18 protein-coding genes are annotated in these 22546 nt (G+C 67.5%); 8 read left to right on the top strand and 10 right to left on the bottom strand.

Annotated features, from left to right (window positions below; all coding sequences use genetic code 11):
• The first annotated feature begins 12 nt into the window (after positions 1 to 12).
• The 4 genes from AB0M22_RS29445 to AB0M22_RS29430 are packed head-to-tail and all read left to right on the top strand — an operon-like array spanning position 13 to position 3576.
• A complete protein-coding gene (locus tag AB0M22_RS29445) occupies positions 13 to 1239 on the top strand; it encodes a cytochrome P450 (protein ID WP_364733614.1) in 1227 nt (408 codons plus the stop codon).
• Positions 1236 to 1721 carry a glutathione peroxidase gene (locus AB0M22_RS29440; RefSeq protein WP_364733611.1) on the top strand — a complete coding sequence of 162 codons (486 nt, stop codon included), beginning with the start codon at positions 1236 to 1238 and terminating at the stop codon, positions 1719 to 1721. The genes AB0M22_RS29445 and AB0M22_RS29440 overlap by 4 nt, the downstream gene beginning before the upstream one ends.
• A complete protein-coding gene (locus tag AB0M22_RS29435; protein WP_364733608.1) occupies positions 1681 to 3045 on the top strand; it encodes an MCE family protein in 1365 nt (454 codons plus the stop codon). Before AB0M22_RS29440 ends, AB0M22_RS29435 begins: the two co-directional genes overlap by 41 nt.
• A 27-nt stretch (positions 3046 to 3072) precedes the next feature.
• Positions 3073 to 3576, top strand: a complete 504-nt coding sequence (locus AB0M22_RS29430) for a GNAT family N-acetyltransferase (protein WP_364733605.1) — start codon at positions 3073 to 3075, stop codon at positions 3574 to 3576.
• 13 nt (positions 3577 to 3589) lie between these two features.
• On the opposite strand, the gene AB0M22_RS29425 is transcribed toward AB0M22_RS29430, so the two are convergent.
• The 4 genes from AB0M22_RS29425 to AB0M22_RS29410 form a co-directional block, all read right to left on the bottom strand.
• Positions 3590 to 4954, bottom strand: coding sequence for an NtaA/DmoA family FMN-dependent monooxygenase (locus AB0M22_RS29425; RefSeq protein WP_364733602.1), 1365 nt, complete (start codon positions 4952 to 4954; stop codon positions 3590 to 3592).
• 14 nt (positions 4955 to 4968) lie between these two features.
• Positions 4969 to 6012, bottom strand: a complete 1044-nt coding sequence (locus tag AB0M22_RS29420) for an LLM class flavin-dependent oxidoreductase (RefSeq protein ID WP_364733599.1) — start codon at positions 6010 to 6012, stop codon at positions 4969 to 4971.
• Positions 5988 to 7394 carry a pyridoxal-phosphate dependent enzyme gene (locus AB0M22_RS29415; RefSeq protein ID WP_364733596.1) on the bottom strand — a complete coding sequence of 469 codons (1407 nt, stop codon included), beginning with the start codon at positions 7392 to 7394 and terminating at the stop codon, positions 5988 to 5990. Before AB0M22_RS29415 ends, AB0M22_RS29420 begins: the two co-directional genes overlap by 25 nt.
• A gap of 155 nt (positions 7395 to 7549) precedes the next feature.
• A complete protein-coding gene (locus AB0M22_RS29410; protein WP_364733593.1) occupies positions 7550 to 9001 on the bottom strand; it encodes an MFS transporter in 1452 nt (483 codons plus the stop codon).
• 242 nt (positions 9002 to 9243) lie between these two features.
• Here AB0M22_RS29410 and car point away from each other — a divergent pair, with 242 nt between their 5' ends.
• The gene (gene car / locus AB0M22_RS29405) at positions 9244 to 12750 is read left to right on the top strand and encodes a carboxylic acid reductase (protein ID WP_364733590.1); all 3507 of its coding nucleotides are present in this window, start codon (positions 9244 to 9246) and stop codon (positions 12748 to 12750) included.
• A gap of 4 nt (positions 12751 to 12754) precedes the next feature.
• Here the strand turns inward: car and AB0M22_RS29400 are convergent, their stop codons facing one another.
• Together AB0M22_RS29400 and AB0M22_RS29395 are read right to left on the bottom strand one after the other, a co-directional pair.
• Positions 12755 to 13918, bottom strand: coding sequence for a glycosyltransferase 87 family protein (locus tag AB0M22_RS29400; RefSeq protein ID WP_364733587.1), 1164 nt, complete (start codon positions 13916 to 13918; stop codon positions 12755 to 12757).
• A gap of 200 nt (positions 13919 to 14118) precedes the next feature.
• A complete protein-coding gene (locus AB0M22_RS29395) occupies positions 14119 to 15054 on the bottom strand; it encodes a DUF1295 domain-containing protein (protein WP_364733585.1) in 936 nt (311 codons plus the stop codon).
• Between the two features lie 86 nt (positions 15055 to 15140).
• Here AB0M22_RS29395 and AB0M22_RS29390 point away from each other — a divergent pair, with 86 nt between their 5' ends.
• Positions 15141 to 15746 carry a TetR/AcrR family transcriptional regulator gene (locus tag AB0M22_RS29390; RefSeq protein WP_364733583.1) on the top strand — a complete coding sequence of 202 codons (606 nt, stop codon included), beginning with the start codon at positions 15141 to 15143 and terminating at the stop codon, positions 15744 to 15746.
• 54 nt (positions 15747 to 15800) lie between these two features.
• Positions 15801 to 16709 (top strand): helix-turn-helix transcriptional regulator, encoded by a 909-nt coding sequence (locus AB0M22_RS29385; RefSeq protein WP_364733580.1) that lies wholly within the window; start codon positions 15801 to 15803, stop codon positions 16707 to 16709.
• On the opposite strand, the gene AB0M22_RS29380 is transcribed toward AB0M22_RS29385, so the two are convergent.
• The 4 genes from AB0M22_RS29380 to AB0M22_RS29365 all read right to left on the bottom strand — a co-directional run bounded on the left by AB0M22_RS29380 (position 16696) and on the right by AB0M22_RS29365 (position 21686).
• Entirely contained in the window at positions 16696 to 17310 is a 615-nt protein-coding gene (locus AB0M22_RS29380; RefSeq protein WP_364733578.1) for a DUF6058 family natural product biosynthesis protein, read from the bottom strand. The genes AB0M22_RS29385 and AB0M22_RS29380 overlap by 14 nt on opposite strands.
• A gap of 64 nt (positions 17311 to 17374) precedes the next feature.
• A complete protein-coding gene (locus AB0M22_RS29375) occupies positions 17375 to 18826 on the bottom strand; it encodes an amidase (RefSeq protein WP_364733574.1) in 1452 nt (483 codons plus the stop codon).
• 91 nt (positions 18827 to 18917) lie between these two features.
• Positions 18918 to 20639, bottom strand: coding sequence for a GMC family oxidoreductase (locus AB0M22_RS29370; RefSeq protein ID WP_364733571.1), 1722 nt, complete (start codon positions 20637 to 20639; stop codon positions 18918 to 18920).
• 117 nt (positions 20640 to 20756) lie between these two features.
• A complete protein-coding gene (locus AB0M22_RS29365; protein ID WP_364733568.1) occupies positions 20757 to 21686 on the bottom strand; it encodes an NAD-dependent epimerase/dehydratase family protein in 930 nt (309 codons plus the stop codon).
• Between the two features lie 147 nt (positions 21687 to 21833).
• Between AB0M22_RS29365 and AB0M22_RS29360 the strand changes: the two genes are divergently transcribed.
• A complete protein-coding gene (locus tag AB0M22_RS29360; protein WP_364733565.1) occupies positions 21834 to 22538 on the top strand; it encodes a WHG domain-containing protein in 705 nt (234 codons plus the stop codon).
• Positions 22539 to 22546 lie beyond the last annotated feature (8 nt).

Raw genomic sequence — 22546 nt, 5'->3', positions numbered from 1 at the left:
GAGGAGGTAGCCGTGGCGACACCGTCGTTGCCGGCCGGATTCGACTTCACCGATCCGGCGCTGTGGGAGACGCGAAGGCCCATCGAGGAATTCGCCATGCTGCGCCGGACCGCCCCGGTCTGGTGGCAACCCCAGGAGGACGATCACTCCGGTGGATTCCGCGACGGCGGCTACTGGGTGGTGAGCAAACTCGATGACGTCAAGGAGATCTCACGCAACCCAGAGCTGTTCTCCTCTGAACGCAAAGGCTCGATCATCCGGCCGTCCGACACCACCACGCCGGAGCAGTCGGCCGCGGCGAGCGTGCTGCTGGTGAACATGGACCCGCCGAAGCACTCCAAGTTCCGCAAGATCATCACGAAGGGCTTCACCCCGCGCGCGGTCGAGGGATTGCGCGCCGCCCTGACCGAACGAGCGCATGCCATTGTGCACGAGGCGAAAAAAGCGGGCGGCGGCAATTTCGTCGAACAGGTCGCGTGCGAGTTGCCGTTGCAGGCGATCGCCGAGTTGATCGGTGTCCCGCAGCAAGACCGGCGCAAGCTGTTCGACTGGTCGAATCAGATGCTCAGCTACGACGACCCGGATTACGGCGATCCCGCGCTCGCCTCCGCCGAAATCCTCGGTTACGCCTGGAACATGGCCGAGCAGCGGCGCGGCGCCCCGGCGGGGGATATCGTGTCCGAACTCGTGCACGCCGACGTCGACGGCGAGTCGCTCGGTTCCGACGAATTCGGTTTCTTCGTGATCCTGCTTTCGGTGGCCGGCAACGAAACAACACGCAATGCCATCACGCACGGCATGAAGGCGTTCGTGGATCATCCGGAGCAATGGGAGCTGTACAAGGAGCGGCGATCGCGCACCGCGCCCGATGAAATCGTCCGCTGGGCCACGCCGGTGACCGCGTTCCAGCGCACCGCGACCGCCGATACCGAGATCGGTGGCACGCCGATCCGGCAGGGCGACCGGGTCGGGCTGTTCTACGGTTCGGCCAACTTCGACGAGGACGCGTTCGACGATCCGTTCACCTTCGACATCCTGCGCGATCCGAATCCGCATGTCGGCTTCGGCGGCACCGGCGCGCACTACTGTGTCGGCGCGAACCTGGCCCGGCTGGAAATCGACCTCATGTTCAACGCCATCGCCGACGCCATGCCCAAGATCACCGAGGTCGCCGATCCGGTACGGTTGCGTTCGGGGTGGATCAACGGAATCAAGAATTGGCAGGTCCGATACGAATGAATCTTCGAAACGTACCGCTACAGACACTGAGCGGTGAACCCGCGACGCTGTCCGAGCTGGTCGGCGACAACGTGGTGCTGCTGGTCAACGTGGCCTCCAAATGCGGGCTGACGCCGCAGTACACCGGGCTGGTCGAATTGCAGAAGTCCTACGGCCCGCGCGGTTTCAGCGTGGTCGGCGTGCCCAGCAACCAGTTCATGGGGCAGGAGCCGGGTACGGCCGAGGAGATCCAAGAGTTCTGCTCGACCACCTATGGCGTGGACTTCCCGCTGCTGGAGAAGACCGATGTCAACGGTGAAAATCAGCACCCGCTGTACGAAACTCTGGTCGAGACCGCCGACGCCGAGGGCGCGGCCGGCGACGTCCAGTGGAACTTCGAGAAGTTCCTGATCGATCGGGACGGGAAGGTGGCCGGGCGTTTCCGTCCCACCGTCACCCCCGATGCGGCTGCGCTTGTTGCAGCCATTGAATCTCTGCTCTGAGTGCACAATTCGAGGCCCGTCCGGACGGACGGGCCTCGAATCATGTCCGGGGGCTTGGTTATTCGAAAGCCAGCATGGGACAGTTGTCCGGATCTACGATGGACAGGTGTCTGGACGGTTATACGACACAGGTGATCGGGCAACGTGGTCACTGTGGTCAGCGGTACGACTGAAGCTGGCCGGCGCCGTCCTGGTCGTCGTTCTGGTCGCGATTGTTGTTGTGGCGCTGTCGATGTTCGCGGGGCGATATGGCGAGACGGCCACCGTGACGGTCGATGCGCCGCGCAGCGGGCTCGTGCTCGATCCCGAGGCGAAGGTGAAACTGCGCGGAGTGGAGATCGGGCGGGTGTCCGCGGTGCGACGGATGGGGGACCGAGTACAGCTGAGTTTGGCGGTCGATCCTGGGGCGTTGCGATTCATCCCGGCGAATGTGCGCGTGGATATCCGTTCCACCACGGTATTCGGCGCGAAGTACGTGAACTTCGTGATCCCGCGGCTGCCATCGGCCGAACCGCTGCGCGACGGCGGGACAGTGCGCGCGGAGGCGGTGACCGTCGAATTCAACACGTTGTTCGAACACCTCACGCAAATCCTGATGCAGATCGCGCCCGAGCGGCTCAATGCCACCCTGAGCGCGCTCGGCACCGCGCTGCAAGGGCGCGGTGAAGAATTCGGCGACCTGCTGGCGCGGGCGGATGCCTATCTGAAGGACATCAATCCGAGCCTGCCCGCTCTGCATCGCGACATGATCGAGACGGCCGGCGTGACCGACGTCTATGCCGACACTATTGATGACTTGTTGCGTACCACGGCCAATGTCACATCGACGGGTACAACCATCGCGGACCAGACGCCTGACCTGGATGCGCTGCTCTTGAATGTCATCGGCCTCGCCGACACGACCTATGCCGTGCTCACCGAGAACGAACAGCCCCTCGACGCCGCCCTTGCCCTGCTCCGCCCGACCACCGCACTGCTGAACACCTATGCGCCCGTACTGAATTGCGTCGTCCTCGGCCTCGCCCGAACGATGCCGGACGCCGAAGCCTTCGTCGGCGGCGTGCAACCGGGCGCCACCTTCAACGCGAGCTTCATGTACGGGGGCGAGCCCTACACCTATCCCGATGACCTGCCGAAGGTCAACGCCACCGGCGGACCGCACTGCGCGGGCGTCCTCGACCACGTACCCGGAACCCACTCGCCCTACGTCGTCACCGACACCGCCGAACACACGCCCTACGTGCCGTCGACCACGCTGACCGTCAACGGCCCCAAGGTATTCCAACTCCTGTTCGCCGGCCTGCCCGGTGTACCGGCCCCATAACCCGTTGCCAGGGTGCACGATCGACCCATGGGGCAAACAACATTGGAGACCGAACGACTGACGCTCGCGCCGCTACGCGAGGAACACACCGACGCCGTCGTGGCGGTGTTCGCGCACGAGAGCATGAGCACCTACATCGACATCGACTTCGGCGTGGAGGAAAACGCGCGAAAGATGGTGCAGCGACGACTCGCCTACGACGGCCCACCGGGGATGGGGCACTGGGCGATCCTGCTCGAGGACGCGGTCGTGGGCCTCGCCCACCTCCGCCCCTCCTGGGAACTGCCAGGAGACCTAGCCGAGATCGGCTGGTACCTCAGTCCCGACCACGGCGGCCGAGGCCTAGCCACCGAGGCCGCAGCGGCGATCCTCCGGCACGGCCTCGAAGACCTAGGCCTGAACTCGGTTTGGGCCCTGGTCCACGCCCACAACGAACCCAGCCTCAAACTCGCCGCCCGCCTGGGCTTCCTGCTCGTCGGCACCGGCTTCCACTACGGCGCCGAGCACCGCATCCACGTCGCGCTGCCGTGACCCACAGTTGTCGTCAGCCGCGGCGGGTGAGGGGGTCGCGGAGGCCGAGGTGGTGGCGGAGAGTGGTGCCGGTGTATTCGGTGCGGTAGACGCCTCGTTCTTGGAGTTCGGGGACCAGCCAGTCGACGATCTCGTCCAGGCCGGAGGGGACGAGGTAGGGGGAGATGTTGAAGCCGTCTACCGCGCCTTGGCGGACCCAGCGGGCGAGTTCGTCGGCCACCTGGGCGGGGGTGCCGGCGAAGCCGGAGCGTTCGGTGGTGGCAATGACCGTCTCACGGAGGGAAAGGTTTTCGGCCTCGGCGCGGGCGCGCCATTCGCGGGCGATGGCGTGCGGGTCCTGGCCGTGACGCGGGGAGCCGCGGGTTTCGGAGATGGGTCGGTGTTCGGGGTCTTCCTTCGGGAGCGGGCCGTCGGGGTCGAGGTGGGACAGGTCGCGGCCCCACACCTGACCGGCCAGGGACAGCGCGGTCTGGCCGGTGTACTGGCCGTTCTTGACCCAGCGGACCTTCTCCTCGACCTCGGATTCCTTCTCCGCCAACACGATCTGGGTGCCGGGCAGGATCTTGATGTCGTCCTCGGGCCGGCCTGCCGCGCGCAGGCGGGCGCGGATGTCGTCGGCGAAGGCGAGGGCGTCGTCGAAATGCGTTCCGTGCCTGGAGAAGATGACGTCCGCGTTGGCCGCGGCGAAATCGCGGCCGGTGGGCGAGTCGCCGGCCTGGAAGATGACGGGATGGCCCTGGGCGCTGCGGGGGAGCGTCGGGGTGATCGACACCTGGAAGTGGTCGGTGGACCGCTCGACCGGGCTGACCGCGTCCTCGCCGGCCCACGAGGGACTCTGCTGCGAGGTGGCGATCGCGCCGTCGCGCCAGGAATCCCAGATCGCGCGGGCGGTGGCGAGGAACTCCCCGGCCCGCTCGTAGCGCAGCGCATGATCCAAATAGCCACCGCGGCGGAAGTTTTCCCCGGTCCAGGCGTTGTCGGTGGTGACAGCGTTCCAACCGGCGCGGCCGCCGGAGATCAGGTCGAGACCGCTCAACCGGCGGGCCAGGTCGGCGGGCTCGTTGTAGGTGGTGTTCTGGGTGGCGACCAAGCCGATGTGCCGGGTGATGCCCGCCAGCGCGGCGAGCTGGGCGATCGCGTCCGGGCGGCCCGCGATATCCAATTCCAGGATCTTGCCGTCCTGTTCGCGCACCCGCAGCCCCTCGCCGAGGAAGAACGCGTCGAACAGCCCGCGCTCGGCGGTCTGCGCGACCCGGCGGAAGGTCTCGAAGTCGATCTGCGAGCCGCTGGCCGGGTCGGACCAGATGGTGGTGTGGTTGACGCCCTGGAAGAACACCCCGAAATGGACCTGGGCGTCCGGACGTGGATGAGCGGTCATGTCGTTGGCTCCTGTCAGTTCGACGCGGCGTAGCGATTGGCGGGGCGGCCCAGGCCGAGGTTGGCGCGCAGCGTGGAACCCGGCACCGGACGGTGCGCGATGCCGGTGCGCAGCAGCGCGGGCAGGACCTCGCGGGCGAGCACCGGAAGGTCCTCGTCGATGACCGCCGGGTGCAGGCGCACGCCGTCGAGGTGGGTGCTGAGGTGGGTCAGCAGGTCGACCAGCTCGGCCGCGGATCCGGAAAAGGCCAGCCGGGCAGGGGAATTCGAGGGTGCGGCGCCGAGGCGTTCGACGGCGGTCGCGCCGGGAGTGTCCAGGGTGACGTCGATTTCGGCGAACGCCATGGGTGCTGTCGACCGGGCGTGTTCGGCCGATTCGATGGCGGCGGCCACCGAGTCGGCCGCGACCAGCCGGACATCGACGTCGCCGCCCGCGCCGAACACCACCGGTTGGCCCTGCGGTGGGCGCGGCACGATCGCCGGTCCCTTCACCGAGTAGGTCTCGCCGCGAAAGTCGATGTAGTGCAGCTTGTTCCGGTCCAGGAACCGTCCGTTGGGGTAATCGCGGATCACTGCGTCGTCGTCCCACGAGTCCCACAGGCGGCGCGCCACCTCGATGGAATCGTCCTGCTCCCTGGCGAGGTCGTCGCCGGGGACCCGCACGCGTCCCCAGGCGGCCGCGGCCCGCGGGTCATCGATCGGTTCGGCGATCCATCCGGCCCGGCCGCGCGAGGCGTAGTCGAGCGTCGCGATCTGCGAGGAGGTGTGGAACGGTTCGGTGTAGCTGGTGGCGACCGTGGGAACCAGGCCGACGGTGCTGGTCGTCCCGGCCACGAACGACGCGCGGGTCACCGCGTCGATCCGCCCCGCGAGGTCTGCCGGCGGCAGGATGGAGTCGGCGAAGGTGACGAGGGTGAAGCCCGCGTTCTCCGCCGTGGCGACCCGGGTGCGCAGGGTGTCGCCGGTGAGCAGCCGATCCGGCGCGTGCGTGGCGCGCCGCCAGGCCTCGGGGTGGAAGCCTTCGCCGTCGAGTTCTATGCCGAGCGCGAAAACGCCCATTCGACACCTTCTTCCGTGCGATCGAGGATTGCGGTGATGACGCCGTTGTCGGCGAGGAGTGCCGGCCGGGCGTCGCCGGCCAGTCGTTCGGCGGCGGCCCGGCGAGATTCACGGACGCCGACGACGAGCAGTGGGGGATCGAGGTGCGCGATGACCAGATCGTCCTGCGGCGCGGCGGTCAGCGTGGCGTGCGTTGCGGAGCCGAGGATCTCGGCCACGACGACCTCGGCCGAGCCGGGCCGATCCAGGACGACAGGCAGAGCCGTTGCCGCGCCGAGTATTTCGAGCGCCTCGGCGACCGTCGCCGTCGACGGAACGAATTCGACCGTGCCGGAACGGCTCTGACCATCTCCGACGGTGTCCGCGGCTCCGACCTCGAAGCCGAGCCGGCCGACCCACTCCTCGTCGAAATACTTGCTCAGATAGGCCCGTCCGGAATCCGGCACGATCACCACCACCAGGGCCTCCGGCGGCAGATCGGCGGCCACCCGCAGCGCCGCCGCCACGGAGACCCCAGCCGACCCGCCGACGAGCAGCCCCTCCTCCCGCGCCAACCGCGCGATCACCGCGAAAGCCTCTGCGTCACCGACCCGTTCGACCCGCGACAGCACCTCGCGGTGATACGACCGCGGCCATTCGTCCTCGACGGTCTCCGGATGCCGGAAGTGACCGACCGCCTCCACGTAGTACGCGCGCCCGTTCCCGCCGCCGTACACCGAATGCTCCGGATCCGCCCCGATGACCTGCACGCGACCGCCGGAAGCCTCGCGCAGATAGCGTCCTGCGCCGCTCACGGTGCCGCCGGTCCCGATCCCCGCCACGAAATGCGTGACGCGCCCGTCGGTCTGCGCCCAGATCTCCGGCCCGGTGGTGCGGTAGTGCGCCTCGGGATTCGCCGGATTGTCGTACTGACCGGCCAGCCACCCGCCGGGGATCTCCGCGGCGAGCCTGGTGGCCAGATTGCGCACATGCTCGGGGTGATGCGTGGGACGGCCGCCGGGCGTCACCCGGACATCCACCCCCAGCGCCCGCAGAATCGAGATCTTCTCCCGACTTGTCTTGTCCGGCACCACAACCACGGTCCGATACCCGAGCGCCGCGCCGACCAGCGCCAGCCCGATCCCGGTGTTGCCCGATGTCCCCTCGACGATCGTGCCGCCGGGGCGCAGCTCCCCGCTCGCCTCGGCCGCCCGCACCATCGACAACGCGATCCGATCCTTCACGCTGCCACCGGGATTGGTGAACTCGAGCTTCGCATACACCGCCGCACCCCCGGCCGCTGGCACCCGGTTCAACCGAACCAGCGGCGTGTGCCCGATCGCGTCGACGACGGACTCGAAGACGTGCGGCGCACCAACGAGACCGGCTCGCCCCACTGGCATTTCGACACCTCTCTGTTCGACGGGCGAAGCAGCCCTGCTCGAGCATGCGGTCCGGCGCGGGGGAGCGCGACGGTTTGCGTCGGGGTGATTCGAAGCCGGTCCGTACAGCGCGAATCCCGGGCCTGCGGGAGGCCCGGGATTCGCGTGGTGCCGAACTACCGTGCGGCGCGAGCCGAGAGACCCGCCGCGACCAGCACCGTCACCCCCTCGGCGATCGCCGTGCCGCCCAGCGCGTGCGACGCGGACAGCGCCGTACTGCCGGCCAGGCCGAGGAACAGCGTGCCGAACGACGCGATGCCGACCACGATGCCGAGCTGCACATTCGTCACCAGGATTCCGCTGGCGTCCGCGGCCAGGCTCATCGGCACCTTGGCCAGCGTCCGCGTCATCAGCGGACTGAACGCGAACCCGTTGCCCATGCCGCAGAGCCCGAGTAGTACCAGTGCCAGCGGCCCGACCTCCGCGCCGTTGCGCAGCAACACGCCCACGGCCACCATGCTCGCCGCGGCCAGCACGAGCCCGAGCGGAATCATCTTGGCGTGGAAGCGATGTGGGACGCGCTCCCAATTCAGGCCGGCGGCGGCGAAGGTCAAACCCATCGGGATGAACAGCAGGCCGGCATGCAATGCGCTGTAGCCGAGCGTGCTCTGCAAGTGGATGGCCATCACGAACATCCACCCGCCGAAGGTCGCCATCACCACGAACAGGGTCGCCGCGGCGAGCAGCAGTCCCGGCGCGGCCAGCACCCGGTGCGAGAACAACGGCTCGCCGTCGCGCGCCGCGACCGCCCGCTCGATCCCGACGAACGCCGCGAACGCGATCACGCACGCGCCCAACGAGATCCACGACCACAGCGGCCAATCGAGCTCGCGGCCCAGCACCAAGGGCAGGACCAGGGCCAGCACCGCCACGGTGAGCACGGTCAGCCCGGCCAGGTCGAGCTTGCGATCGAATCGCTGGGTCACCGTCGGCAGCACCCGCGGCGCGACCACCAGCAGCACCAGGCCGATCGGCACGTTGACCAGGAACACCCCGCGCCAGCCGCTGTCCCACACGTCGGCGTTGACGATGAGCCCGCCGAGCACCTGCCCGGCGACCATGCCGCCGGAGATGATCGCGGAATACACACTGAGCGCCTTGGCCCGGGCATTGCCGGTGAAATTGCGCTGAATGAGCGTCATGATCTGCGGCACCATTGCCGCCGCGCCCACGCCCTGGGCGAATCGGAACACGATGAGCGAGGTTTCGTTCCAGGCCAGCCCGCAGACCAGCGAGGCGAGCGTGAACAGCGCCAATCCGGCGATGAACATCCGCCGCTGGCTGAATCGATCGCCGAGCCGGGCGCCGGTCACCAGCAGAACGGCATAGGCAATGACATATCCGGCCACGATCAGCTGCAAAGCCGCGCCGGAGGTGTGCAGGGAACTGCGAATCGAGGGAATCGCGACATTGACGATGGAGGCGTCGAGCACGGCCATGAACTGACCGGTGAGAATCACTGCGAGGATGGCCAGGGTGCGCCGCGCACCGTACGCGGCGGGTGGTGCTGCCGGGGGCGCGGTAACCGGCTGCGCGGCTGCCGAATCCGGCGACAAGATCTGCGTCATGTACTGATCCTGCGGGCTGCGCGACACCAGTAACAGGAGCCCAATAAAACTGGTACTGGCAACACCCGGATAGGCGTGCGGTTCGCGAGGAATGTCCGCTCCGCGGCATATTATTCCGGTGAGATGTGGCGGAGACCACCTAATTCGTCGCCGGAACGCTGTCTATCCCGAAATACTTAGACAGGCTAACCTGTTTGAAAGATGCAGGGCGTTTCCAACTTTCTCAGCGAGGGAGATTTGCCATGGCGGTTGGTTCACGCGACGAGCGACTACAGCGCCGAATCGCGCAATTGTTTGCCGACGACGAACAGGTGAAGGCCGCGCGGCCGATCGAGGCGGTGGCCGCGGCCATGCGGGAACCCGAGAAGCGGATCGCCGAGGTCGTTGCCACGGCGATGGAAGGTTATGCCGATCGGCCCGCCGTCGGGCAGCGCGCGTTCGAGTTGGTCACCGATGATGCGACCGGCGCGAAATCGGTGCGGTTGCTGCCCAGGTTCGAGACCATCACCTATGGCGAACTGTGGCGGCGAGTCGGCGCGGTGGCCACCGCCTGGCAGAGTGATTCCGAAAAGCCCTTGCGCGCAGGCGATTTCATTGCGCTGCTCGGCTTCACCAGCACCGACTATCTGACGCTGGACCTGGCCATCATGCATATGGGTGCGGTCACCGTGCCATTGCAGGCGAGCGCGGCGGTCTCCCAGCTGACCTCGATCCTCACCGAGACCGAGCCCCGGCTGCTCGCCTCGACGCCGGATCATCTTGCGGCGGCGGTCGACTGCCTGCTCGCGGGCACCTCGCCTGAGCGCCTGGTGGTGTTCGACTACCAGCCCGCAGACGATGCGCAGCGCGCGGCGGTCGAATCCGCCCGCCAGCGCCTGGCCGACGCGGGCAGCACGGTCATCGTCGAGACGCTGGCCGACGTACTGGAACGCGGCAGCGCACTGCCGCAGGCGCCGGTGTTCGTCCCCGGCCCCGACGACGACCCGCTCGCCCTGCTCATCTACACCTCGGGCAGCACCGGCACGCCGAAGGGGGCGATCTACACCGAGCGCCTGGCGCGGGCGGGGTGGCAGGGGCTGGCCACCGGCGTGGGCATCAATCTGAACTACATGCCGATGAGCCACATCGCCGGCCGGTTGTCCTTGATCGGCGTGCTGGCCCGCGGCGGCACCGCGTATTTCGCGGCCAAGAGCGACATGTCGACGCTGTTCGAGGACATCGCGCTGGTGCGGCCCACCGAGATCTTCTTCGTTCCGCGCGTGTGCGACATGATCTTTCAGCGCTACCGCAGCGAGATCGATCGGCGCTCCGGCGCCGGCGTCGATCCGGCTGCGCTTGAGCAAGAAGTGAAAACCGAACTGCGGCAAGACTATCTGGGCGGACGGCTGCTCGGTGCGATCGTCGGCAGCGCACCGTTGTCCGCGGAGATGCGGGCCTTCATGGAGTCCGTGCTCGACGTGCAGCTGCACGACGGGTACGGTTCGACCGAAGCCGGCGCGGGCATCCTGATGGACAACCGGATCCAGCGCCCGCTGGTCACCGAGTACAAGCTCGTCGATGTGCCCGAGCTCGGCTACTTCCGCACCGATCAACCGTATCCACGCGGTGAGTTCCTGGTGAAGGCGAAGACCCAGATCCCCGGGTACTACAAGCGACCCGACATCACCGCGGAGATCTTCGACGAGGAGGGCTTCTACCGGACCGGCGACATCGTGGCCGAGCTGGGGCCCGATGAGCTGGTGTACGTCGATCGCCGCAACAATGTGCTCAAGCTGTCCCAGGGCGAGTTCGTGACCGTCGCCAATCTCGAGGCGGTCTTCGCGACCAGCCCGCTGATCCGGCAGATCTACATCTACGGCAGCAGCGAACGCGCCTACCTGGTCGCGGTGATCGTGCCGACCGAGGCCGCGCTGCGCGACACCGACACCGACGCGCTGAAATCCGCACTGGCCGAATCGATTCAGCAGCTGGCCAAGGCCGCGGACCTCCAGTCCTACGAGATCCCGCGCGAATTCCTGATCGAGACCGAGCCGTTCACCGTGGAGAACGGGCTGCTCTCCGGCATCGCGAAGTTGTTGCGCCCCAAGCTGAAGGAGCGCTACGGGGAACGCCTCGAGCAGATCTACACCGATCACGCGGCCCGGCAGAGCGACGAAATGCTGGAGCTGCGCCGCGAAGCCGCGTCGCGCCCGGTGCTCGACACGGTGAGCCACGCGGCGCGCGCCATGCTCGGCATCGCCGCCACCGAGCTGCGACCCGACGCGCACTTCACCGATCTCGGCGGCGATTCGCTGTCGGCGCTGTCGTTTTCGAACCTGCTCAACGACACCTTCGGGGTCGAGGTGCCGGTCGGCGTCATCATCAGCTCCGCCAACAATCTCCGGGAGATCGCGAAATACATCGAGGCCGAACGGGATTCGGGCGCGAAGCGGCCCACGGTCACCTCGGTGCACGGCACCGGCCCGGAGATCCGCGCCGCCGACCTCACCCTGGACAAGTTCATCGATGCGCGAACCCTGGCCGCCGCCACCACGATTCCGGTTGCGCCGGCGCCGGCGCGGACGGTCCTGCTCACGGGCGCGAACGGTTACCTCGGCCGCTTCCTCTGCCTGGAATGGCTGGAGCGACTGGATAAGACCGGCGGCACGCTGATCTGCATCGTGCGCGGCAGCGACGCGGCCGCGGCCCGCAAACGTCTGGATGCGGCGTTCGACAGCGGCGATCCGAAACTCGTTGCGCACTACCAGGAACTGGCCGCCCGGAACCTCGAGGTGCTGGCCGGCGACATCGGTGACCCGGATCTCGGTCTGGACGAAGCGACCTGGCAGCGGCTCGCCGAGACGGTCGACCTGATCGTGCACCCGGCCGCGCTGGTCAATCACGTCCTGCCCTACAGTCAGCTGTTCGGGCCGAATGTGGTCGGCACCGCCGAGATCATCCGCCTGGCCATCACCGCGCAGCGTAAGCCGGTCACGTACCTGTCGACTGTCGGTGTGGCCGATCAGGTCGATCCGGCAGTGTTCGAGGAGGACACCGACATTCGCGAGATGAGCGCGGTCCGCGTCGTGCGCGAGGGGTATGCCAACGGCTACGGCAACAGCAAGTGGGCCGGCGAGGTCCTGCTGCGCGAGGCGCACGACCTGTGCGGGCTACCGGTTGCCGTGTTCCGTTCGGACATGATCCTGGCCGACCGTCGCTACGCCGGCCAACTCAACGTGCCCGACGTTTTCACCCGCCTCATCCTGAGCATCGCCGCCACAGGCATCGCGCCGTACTCGTTCTACACAACCGACGCCGACGGCAAGCGTCAGCGTGCCCACTACGACGGGCTCCCCGCGGATTTCACCGCCGAGGCGATCACCACCCTCGGCCTCCAGGCCACCGAGGGCTTCCAAACCTACGATGCCTGGAACCCGCACGACGACGGCATCTCCCTGGACGAATTCGTCGACTGGATGATCGATTCCGGCCGCCATATCCAGCGGATCACGGACTATGCCGAGTGGTTCGCGCGTTTCGAAACGGCCATTCGCGCACTACCGGAGAAGCAACGTCAGGCGTCGGTCCTGCCCTTGCTCGACGCCTACCGTCACCAGCGCGCGCCGATCCGCGGTTCGCTCCTGCCCGCCAAGAAGTTCCAGGCGGCGGTGCAGGCCGCGGGAATCGGTGCGGACAAGGACATCCCGCACCTGACCGAAGCACTGATCGACAAGTACGTCACCGATCTGGAACTGCTCCACCTGCTCTGAGCGGTTACGCCGCTGCGTGGACCTCGTCGGCGACTTCGAGGCCCGCGCGGCGGCGGAACAGGACGATGGTCGCGCCGATGAGAACGATGGCGTAGACGATGACGAAGCTGTTGATCAGCAGTTGCGCGCCCGGCCACCACGGTGGGAACAGGAACAGGCCGACGACTACATAGTTCGGGTCGTACTCCCAGGTCCATGCGCCGATCGAGGCGAAAAGCGCTGCGGCGACCAGCCACCAGGCCCAGTGTGATTGCGCTCGGTGCACGAGGTAGACGAACAGGGGCACGAACCAGACCCAGTGGTGGTCCCAGGAGAACGGGGATACCGCGCAGGCGGTGAGGCCGGCCAGGGTGACCGCGAGCAGGTGCTCGCCGTGCCGGACGAGACCGACGGTGATCGCGAGGCTGACCAGGGTGACTGTGCCTGCGATGAGCAGCCAGAGCCAGACCGGCGCGGGGTGATGGGTCAGGTGGGCGATGGCGCCGCGGATGGATTGGTTCGACGGGTGCATGTCGTCGGCGATGCGATTGGACTGGAAGAAGGTTGAGGTCCAGTACTGCCGGGAGTCGGCGGGCAGCACGATCCACGCCAGAACGATCGATGCGACGAACGCGGCCACCGCGGTAGCGGCCGAGCGCCATTGGCGCAGCGCGAGGAACTGGACGACGAAATAGGCGGGGACGAGTTTGATGCCCGCGGCGATGCCGACGCCGATGCCGCGCAGCCTGCTGCGGTCGGTGCGGGAGAAGTCCCACAGGACGAGCAGCATCAGCATCAGGTTGATCTGCCCGTAGAACAGCGTGGTGCGGACCGGTTCGATGAACGCGAGGGTGATCGCCAGCAGGGCACTGACGGCGACGAGTTGGCCGTTGATCCGGTAGCCGAGGATGCGCCAGCTCAGCAGGACGCAGCCGACGAGCACCAGCAGATTCAAGATCAGCCAGGTGTCGGCGACCCACAGCCACGGGATGGCGACGATGGGGATGAAGGCGATGGTCGAGAAGGGCGTGTAGGTGTACAGGAGCCCAGCAATGGTCGGCTCGGTGTAGAGCGGCAGTCCGTGCAGGATGCGCCAGGCGCCGTCCCGATATACATGCACGTCCAGCCCGCCGTCCAGGATGCCTGCCCGGTCCAGCCACGGGTCGACCGTGGTGAACAGCAGGATCACCGCCAGAGCGGCACTCGCGGCCAGTATGAAAAGTGTTGGGCCCGTGCGTGGAAACTCCAGCATCCGGGACTTGGGCACAAGTGATCAACTTACCGAATAACTCGAGCAGGAGCACGCCCCGAACTATCGGGTGCCGGGGCGATGCTCGAATTGTTACCTCTACCAGGGGATTTGTCGGGTGTGCGACATGCCACGCCGACCTAGACGCGGGCGGGTCCGGGGAAGAACCGGTTGGTGCGCGCCTGATAGTCGCGGTAGTCCGGGCGCTTCTGCACGCTGTAGTACTCGGCGGGGACGGCGCCGGTGTAGAAGACCAGGCACCAGTACATGGTGGCCGAGCACCCGATCAGTCCGATGACGAGCCAGATCGCGGTGTACAGGTTCGTCCGGCCGAGATGGTCGACGAGTTCGGGTAGGCACATGATCGCCACGGCGTTCCACTGCATCCACTGGAAGAAGTAGTTCGGGTGCCGGCTGTACTTCCACAGCCCGACATCGCAGCTGCGCTTGACGCCCGCCCGCTTCGAGGCCGCGCCGAATCGTAGCTTCTGCATGTCCGCGGTGGATTCCAGAATCCAGGAACCCGCCCAGACGACGAGTCCGACGATGGTGAGTGCGCCGAAGGTCGGATTGTCGGTGGAGACGGCGAGCGCGGCGGGCACCGCGAGCACCGTGCAGTTCGCCCAGCCCTGCACGAGGACCTCGGCGACCAGGTCGACGCGTTCGCTGCCGAGCGACGTGCGCCGCCAGCGCAAGCGCTGGAACCGATACCGGGGTAGCTCCTTGTCGAATTCGCCGGTGCGCAAGAGGGCGACCGCGGCCAGGCCCATCCGGGCGCCAACGACCAGATAGAAGCAGGCGATCGCGGCGACGAACAGCGAGAAGTCGCCGAATGCCAGGACTTCCACGCCCAGCACGACCAGACCCCACGGCCACGCGATGTCGACGTAAGTCATCCGACGGGTGCGCCACGCCGGAATGCACGCGACGGCAACGAACAAGACCAGCTGCACCACCGCGTTGACGATCGCGAAGGTGCGGATGTTCTCGTCGATCAGCATCGCGAGGAACAGGGGGATGCAGACCAAGGAGGAAATGAACCGCTTGATCGGTTGTTGGGTCGGACTGTCGGCCACGGAGCCTCCTGGATCGGGTGCCCCAGAGATTATTCCAAGTCGATCGACTTAACAAGTCGATCGACATGTTTTGCTATGCTGGGCCGGTGAGCAGCGCGAAGCGGACGCAGGCCGAACGGCGAACCGGAACTGTCGCCGCCTTGCTCGACGCGACCGTCGCCAGCCTGATCGAGGTCGGTTACGCCGGCACCTCCACGCGCACCGTCGCCGAGCGGGCCGGCGTGAGCCAAGGCGCCCAGCAGTACTACTTTCCGTCGAAGGCCGCGCTGGTCGACGCGGCGATGGCCCGGCTAGGGGAGCAGCTGTTCGGTGAGTTCGTCACGTCCCCCGCGCCGGGGTCCAGCGAACGCGAGATCGCCGCGGTGATGCTGGATCGGCTGTGGCGATTGCATTGCCTGCCCATTGCCCCCGCGGTGCTCGAGCTGTTCAACGTCGCCCGCACCGACAGCGAAATCGCGCGCAGCGCAGTCGAACTGACCACGGTCGGCATGGACAGCTTTCGCAGACAGGCGCGGGCGGCTCTGCCCACCTACGCCGAGTCCGCGGGCTTCGAGAGCCTGCTGGACATGGCCGTGGCCACTGTCCGCGGCGTCGCGCTGGTGGCCGCGATTCCCGGCGCGGCGCCGGAGTGGTCGGACTGGACCGCGATTCGCGAGCATCTGCTGAGCAGCCTCGACGCACTCCTGCGCTAAAACGGGTACTAGCAGCACCTGGATACCGCTACCGATTTACGGCACGATCAGTGGATGACCGATGTGCTCGATGTGCGGGCGGTGCGCAAAGCGCGCCGCGCGGAACTGGGAACCTTCCTCAAGTCGCGACGAGCCAAGATCTCCCCGGACGACGTCGGGCTGCCACCCGGACCACGCCGCCGCACACCGGGATTGCGCCGCGAAGAGGTCGCACAGCTGTCCGGCATCGGCGTCACCTGGTACACCTGGCTCGAACAGGGCCGCCAGATCAACGTCAGCGTCCAGGTGCTCGACGCGGTCGCCCGGACCCTGGCCCTCGACGACGCCGAGCGCGGGCATCTCTACCGCCTCGCCGAGGTCCCGACCGTGCCGAGCCCGCACGCGAACAGCGCACTGCCGGAAGAGATGCAGACCATCCTCGACCACCTGGCGCCGCTGCCCGCCGCGGTGCTCAGCGCGCGGTACGACGTGCTGGCCTTCAACGAGCCGTACGCCGCACTCTGCCCGGGATTCCTGATGGGGGAGCGCAACGTAGCCCGCCGCGTATTCCTCACCCCGCAGTGCTGCAACACCTACAAGCACTGCTGGGACGACCTGCGCCGCATGGTCGCCTACCTGCGCGGCGCCTACGCGAAGAACCTCGACGACCCGACCTGGCAGGAGTTCATCGAGGAGATGTGCACCGCCAGCACCGATTTCGCCACCCTGTGGGCCCGCAACGACGTCGCGATCCCGGCCAACCGGATCAAACAGATCCGCAATCTCGCCGTCGGCCAACTGGAAATGGTCATCACCAGCATGTCGATCCCCGCGGTGGCCGGCGCCTGGGTCCAGATCTACACCCCCACCGACGAAACCCATTGGGCCCAACTGCGTTTGCTACTCGCGATGTCCCCGGAGGAACAGCACGAACCCTGGGCCGAACACCGCCGTCGGTACCACTCGGTGCCTACTGCGGTGTGACCTTGGGCAGCGGGAAACGGGCGCGCACCGAGTCGATGTAGATCTGGCGCGAGGTCGGTCCGCCGAAGCGAAGTCGGTCGTAGTCGGTGAACGCGGGCTCCAGGGCGTCGAGTTCGTCGATCAACGCGTGCAGGCGCTCGTACCACTCGGGTGAACCGACATCGGGTTGGTTGGTCGCGGCATCGATCGCGCTGGTCAGGAACTCTTTGCGCTGAATGTTGGTGGGCCGCACCGAATGCAGGCACACGTACTGTCCGCTGAGGTAGGCGTTCCACTCCTGCTGACCGAGGTCCGGATCGGGCCAGCGGGCGGTGAACCAGGCCTCGAGCCGGTCCACGCCGCCCGCGGCCTCGGCGAGGGCGAACAGGTCGCGCGGCACCATCTCGGCGCCGTCGGAGCGCAGGTAACCCGGAATCGGCAAGTGCCGCGCCAACATCAGCCTGCGGGTTTCGTCGGCGTCGCGACCCTGCGCCGCGCACAGCTCATCGAGCACGACGAACTGTGCGCTGACGTAGGCATCGTCGGCGGCCGTCATCGGATGGTCGCCGTTGACCTCACGAAACCGTTCAGCGAGTTGCCGCCTCAGGTCGTCCTCCGGCATGCGCCACCCTCCGTCAGCCGCCCGGGCACCTCCCGCAGCGTGCCCGCATGCTACCGACCGGAACCTATTGCGGTGCTTGGAAGCCGCCGATCCGCTGCTCCAGCAGTTCGGCCAGCCGCAGCGGGGTGCGGTCCTCGAACATCGGACCGATCAGCTGCACGCCCACCGGCAAGCCCGCGGGGGACAGGCCGGTCGGGATGACCGTGGCGGGCAGGCCGGGCATGGTGGCCAGACCGGCCCAGGCGAACTGGTCGAGGAACGGGTATTCGACGCCGTCGATGTCGATCTTCCGTTCGGTGATGCTCTGCTCGTGGTCGTGCGGGAACGCGGGCGTCGAGGTGATCGGGCAGACCACGGCATCGAACTCGGCGAAGAATTGCCGCCAGCCGTGGCGGTGCTGCTCGCGCCGGTTGTTCGCCTGGACCCAGTCGCGATGGCTGAACACCATGCCGCGCAACCACGTCGTGGCCAGACTCTGATCGTCCGCGCTCAGCCCGGCGGCGTGGGCACGCAGCTGCTCGTACCTGTCCGCAGGAAAATTCGCGGAGAGGTTCGAACCCAGCAGTTGCACATAAAGAGTCGCAGCCTCGGTGAGATCGGGCAGCAGCGGGCTGTGCCGTTCGACCTTCGCGCCCGCCTCGGTCAGCGCGTCGGCCACCCGGTTCACGCCTGCCCGCACCGCGGACGAGGTCGGAATGAGCGGGTGATCCTCGAGGACCAGGACGCGGAAGTCGCCGAGTTGTTCGTGGCGCGTGGGCGGCAGCGTCAAGTTGTAGGCGACGCCGTGGGTAAGCGGGTCGGGCCCGGCCATCACGTCCAGCAGAACGGAGAGGTCACGGGCGGTACGAGCCATCGGACCGACGACGGCGAGGTCGTGTTCGGTCGGCAGGGCAGGTGCCGGCGGCGGGACCATACCGCGATTCGCCACCAGTCCGAGCGTCGGTTTGTGCGCGTAGACGCCGCAGAAATGTGCGGGCGTGCGCAGTGAACCGGCGATGTCGGAGGCGATGGACAGCGCGCCGAATCCGGAGGCCAGGGCCGCGGCCGAACCGCCGGACGAGCCGCCCGGCGTGCGGCTGTGGTCCCACGGATTGTTGGTGGTGCCGTAGATCTCGTTGAAGCTCTGCCACTCTTGCAGCATGAACGGCACGTTGGTCTTGCCGAGGATCACCGCGCCCGCGGCTTTGATCCGCGCGACCTGTACCGCGTCCTCGGCGGGCACATAGTCCTCGAACTGCGGCATGCCCCAGGTCGTGGGCAGCCCGGCCATGTTGTAGGACTCCTTGACCGTCACCGGAATGCCCAGCAGCGGGCCGTCTTCGCCGCGGGCGCGGGCCTCGTCCGCGGCGCGGGCGGCGGCGCGCGCGTTGTCGAAGTCCCGCACGCAGACCGCGTTGATCACCTTGTCGTCTCGCTCGATCCGAGCGATCGCCTCCTCGGTCAGCTCGACCGAGGTCACCGCACCAGCGCGCAAGGCGGCCGAAAGCTCTTCGGCCGCACGAAAACTCCACTCCATGAAATCGACCATACCGGCGGGTTCCGAGTGCTCGGCCGCACCGAAATGCGGCCGACGCACCGTTGCGGAAAACGCCCGGCGCGGACCGCGATCAGCCCGCGGCCGGGGTCTCTCTGATCTGCACGATCGGAAGCACCAGCGCGGCAGGCGCGTTCGCGGGTACCACGGGCTTCGCCGGTGCGACCGGAGCGATCTGCTGATAGGCGGTACCGAGCGCGGGCCGGGTATCCACCTCGCCCTTGTTCGGCCAGTACGCCGCGGCGCGCTCGGCCTGAGCGGTGATGGTGAGCGACGGATTCACGCCGAGGTTGGCCGAAACGGCGGCACCATCGACAACGCTGAGCGTCGGATAGCCGTAAACGCGGTGGTAACCATCGATCACGCCGTGTTCCGCGTCCGCGCCGATCACCGCGCCGCCGAGGAAGTGGGCGGTGAGTGGAATGTTGAAGATCTCGCCCCAACTGCCGCCGGCGATGCCGCCGATCTTGGCGGCCACCCGGCGGGTGACGTCGTTGCCCACCGGAATCCAGGTCGGATTCGGTTCGCCGTGACCCTGTTTGCTGGTCAGCTTGCGACCGAAGAGCCCGCGCTTGGTGTAGGTGGTGATCGAGTTGTCCAGGTGCTGCATGACCAGCGAGATGATGGTCCGCTCGCTCCAGTCCTTGGTGCTCAGGAAGCTCAGCAGGTCCATCGGGCGGCGCAGCAGGATGCCGAGGAAGCGCAGCCAGCGCGGAATGCGCCCGCCGCCGTCCACCATCAGCGTCTGCAACAGGCCCATCGCGTTGGAACCCTTGCCGTACCGGACCGGCTCGATATGCGTGTCCGGCGTCGGGTGGATCGACGAGGTGATCGCGACACCCTTGGTGAAATCGACACCGGGCGTGACCTTCTTGGTCGCCGCGCCGACGATCGACTCGGAGTTGGTGCGGGTCAGCTGGCCGAGGCGATCGGAGAGCTCCGGCAGCGCGCCCTTGTCCCGCATGGCGAACAGCAGCTGCTGGGTGCCCCGGGTGCCTGCGGCGAGCACCACGTTCGCGGCGCTGAAGGTCTTGGGCTGCTTGCGCACCCACGCGCCGGTGCGCGCGGTGGACACGTCCCAGGTGCCGTCCGGGTGCGGGCGCAGGTCGGTCACGGTGGTCATCGGAATGACTTCCGCGCCGGCCTTTTCCGCGAGGTAGAGATAGTTCTTCACGAGCGTGTTCTTGGCGCCGAACTTGCAGCCGACCATGCAGTCACCGCATTCGACGCAGCCGGTCCGTTCGGGGCCGACGCCACCGAAGTACGGGTCCGCCACGGTCTTTCCTGGTTCGCCGAAGAACACGCCGACCGGGGTCTGCACGAAGGTGTCGCCCACCCCGAGGTCGTCGGCGACCTGCTTGAACACCTCGTCGGCCGGGGTCATGTGCGGGTTGCGCACCACGCCGAGCATCTTCTGCGCGCGTTCGTAATACGGCTCGAGCTCGGTGCGCCAGTCGGTGATGTCGCGCCACTGCGCGTCCCGGAAGAACGGCTCCGGCGGCACGTACAGCGTGTTGGCGTAGTTCAGCGATCCGCCGCCGACCCCCGCGCCGCCGAGGATGAGGACGTCGCGCAGCAGGTGGATGCGCTGGATGCCGTAGCAGCCGAGTTTCGGTGCCCAGAGGAACTTCTTCAGTTCCCAGCTGTTCTTGGGCAGCTCGTCGTCGGCGAACCGCTGGCCCGCCTCGAGCACGCCGACCTTGTAGCCCTTTTCGACCAGCCGGAGTGCGGTGACGCTGCCCCCGAAGCCAGAACCGACGATGAGGACGTCGAAATCCGTTGCTCGCTGGTCCATAGGAAGCTCCTCGATCGGGTCGCCAGTGACTCGGCTAACACTACTACCGAGTAGGTTGTGCGCCGAACCAGGGCGGGTGCCGCGGCTTTGGGCAGGCGACACCCGCTTTCCGCACGCTCAGGACTGCGATTTCCACCAGGCGGCGGTGGTGGCGACGGCCTCGTCGAGCGGAGTGGGGCGCAGACCCAGCTTGTGCTCGCTGTCGGTGGAGTCGAGCACGAACGGCCGCTCGAGCTGGTAGCCGAGTTCGCTCAGCTCGCGCAGCAGCGGGTTGGCTACGCCGATCAGCTTCATCAGCCAGACCGGCATGGCCGTGATCGTCGGTTTCGGCGCGCCTGCCGCGTCCGCGATGGCGGTGATGAGCTGACGCTGAGTGATGGCGGGTGCGGTGGGCGCGTGCAGGACGGTGTCGTGCAGGGACTTGTCGGCGGCCGCGCGGATCATGGCCGCGGCGAGGTCGGGGATGTAGGTGAAGGAGTGGGGGAGGTCGATGTTGCCGAGGGCGGTGACTCGCTTGCCCGCGAGGATCGGCGTGAACATCTGATCGCCGGCGATCGAGGCGTGCACGTGCGGGCCGAGGAAGTCGGCGGCGGCGACGCTGACCGTCGGGGTGGCGTGTGCGTCGCGGGCGCGCAGCAACTCCTCGCGCACCGCCCCCTTGCCGGAACTGCCTGTGCGGGTGGATGTTTCGCGGATCGGCCCGTCGGTCGGCAGGTAGGAGTACAGGCTCTCCGGGAAGACGACGACCGCGCCGGCCTTTCCGGCCTCGTTCAGCACGACCTGCTCGGCCGCGGGCATCTCGGCGCGCCAGACCTTCGCGGAGTGCTGCGAGCCGTGGATGCAGTGGTAGACCGCCGTCGCGCCGTCGAACTGGCCGGACAGCTGCTCCGGATTCGAGGCGTCGACCCGGCGGAGTTCGATGAGCGGGTGCTTCGGTCCGCTGCCGGAGCGGGTGAGCACGCGCACCTGGTTGCCCGCGGCGGCCAGCTGCTCGGCGATGGTCGTTCCGACGGGTCCGGCGCCGGTGACGATGTGCAGGTCAGACATGTGGTGAATCCCTTTCGAGGGTGGAGCTTTTCGTTTTAGAGAGCAGCGCTCTCTGATGTGAATGAGCATGCGGCAGCGACTTCTGATTTGTCAAGAGCAGTGCTCACTGTTGTTGACAACGCTCTCTGGATATTGCACCGTGAACACATGCCGACGACCCCGCGCGCCCGAGCAAGGGCCCAGACCATGAACGACATAGTCCGCATCGGCCGCGAGCATCTGGCCACCGACGGCGCCGCGGCGCTCTCGCTCCGCGCGGTCGCCCGCGACCTCGGCGTCGTCTCCTCGGCCGTCTACCGCTACGTCAGCAGCCGCGACGAACTACTCACCCTGCTCGTCGTCGATGGCTACAACGACCTCGGCGACGCCGTCGACGCCGCGCTGGCCGAGGCGCCCGACGACCCGATCGAGCAGCTGCGCGTCCTCGCCCGCACCGTCCGCCGCTGGGCACACGCCGAACCCGCCCGCTACGGACTGCTTTTCGGCACCCCGGTCCCCGGCTACGACGCCCCCGCCGACCAAACCATGGCCCCCGGCACCCGGGTCATCATTACCCTGCAATCCCTCTTCGACCGCGCCTACCGCGCGAACCGGCTCCAGCCCCCGGCCGCCGAAGTCCACGTAACCTCGCCCCTCGCAACAAGTTTCGCCCAGATCCGCGCCGAACTCGACGTAGACATCCCCGACTGGCTCATCGTCCGCGGAGTTACCTTCTGGGCCAGCCTCTTCGGCGCCGTGAGCGCCGACCTCTTCGACATGTACGGCACCGAAACCTTCGCCGACCGCGCCGAACTCTTCGAACTCCAACTCGACGGCCTACTCGACATGCTCGGCTACCGCCCGAACCCCTGACCGCGGGT

The organism is Nocardia sp. NPDC051756 (genome assembly GCF_040681495.1).
Taxonomy (GTDB): domain Bacteria; phylum Actinomycetota; class Actinomycetes; order Mycobacteriales; family Mycobacteriaceae; genus Nocardia.
This window is presented reverse-complemented; position numbering and strand designations above follow the sequence as displayed.

What these genes read in the sequence shown, in the direction of transcription:
- AB0M22_RS29440 (WP_364733611.1), top strand. Translation starts at nt 1,236, where the DNA reads ATGAATCTTCGAAACGTACCGCTACAGACACTGAGCGGTGAACCCGCG.
- AB0M22_RS29435 (WP_364733608.1), top strand. Translation starts at nt 1,681, where the DNA reads ATGCGGCTGCGCTTGTTGCAGCCATTGAATCTCTGCTCTGAGTGCACA.
- AB0M22_RS29430 (WP_364733605.1), top strand. Translation starts at nt 3,073, where the DNA reads ATGGGGCAAACAACATTGGAGACCGAACGACTGACGCTCGCGCCGCTA.
- AB0M22_RS29425 (WP_364733602.1), bottom strand. Translation starts at nt 4,954, where the DNA reads ATGACCGCTCATCCACGTCCGGACGCCCAGGTCCATTTCGGGGTGTTC.
- AB0M22_RS29420 (WP_364733599.1), bottom strand. Translation starts at nt 6,012, where the DNA reads ATGGGCGTTTTCGCGCTCGGCATAGAACTCGACGGCGAAGGCTTCCAC.
- AB0M22_RS29415 (WP_364733596.1), bottom strand. Translation starts at nt 7,394, where the DNA reads ATGCCAGTGGGGCGAGCCGGTCTCGTTGGTGCGCCGCACGTCTTCGAG.
- AB0M22_RS29410 (WP_364733593.1), bottom strand. Translation starts at nt 9,001, where the DNA reads ATGACGCAGATCTTGTCGCCGGATTCGGCAGCCGCGCAGCCGGTTACC.
- car (WP_364733590.1), top strand. Translation starts at nt 9,244, where the DNA reads ATGGCGGTTGGTTCACGCGACGAGCGACTACAGCGCCGAATCGCGCAA.
- AB0M22_RS29385 (WP_364733580.1), top strand. Translation starts at nt 15,801, where the DNA reads ATGACCGATGTGCTCGATGTGCGGGCGGTGCGCAAAGCGCGCCGCGCG.
- AB0M22_RS29380 (WP_364733578.1), bottom strand. Translation starts at nt 17,310, where the DNA reads ATGCCGGAGGACGACCTGAGGCGGCAACTCGCTGAACGGTTTCGTGAG.
- AB0M22_RS29375 (WP_364733574.1), bottom strand. Translation starts at nt 18,826, where the DNA reads ATGGAGTGGAGTTTTCGTGCGGCCGAAGAGCTTTCGGCCGCCTTGCGC.
- AB0M22_RS29370 (WP_364733571.1), bottom strand. Translation starts at nt 20,639, where the DNA reads ATGGACCAGCGAGCAACGGATTTCGACGTCCTCATCGTCGGTTCTGGC.
- AB0M22_RS29365 (WP_364733568.1), bottom strand. Translation starts at nt 21,686, where the DNA reads ATGTCTGACCTGCACATCGTCACCGGCGCCGGACCCGTCGGAACGACC.
- AB0M22_RS29360 (WP_364733565.1), top strand. Translation starts at nt 21,834, where the DNA reads ATGCCGACGACCCCGCGCGCCCGAGCAAGGGCCCAGACCATGAACGAC.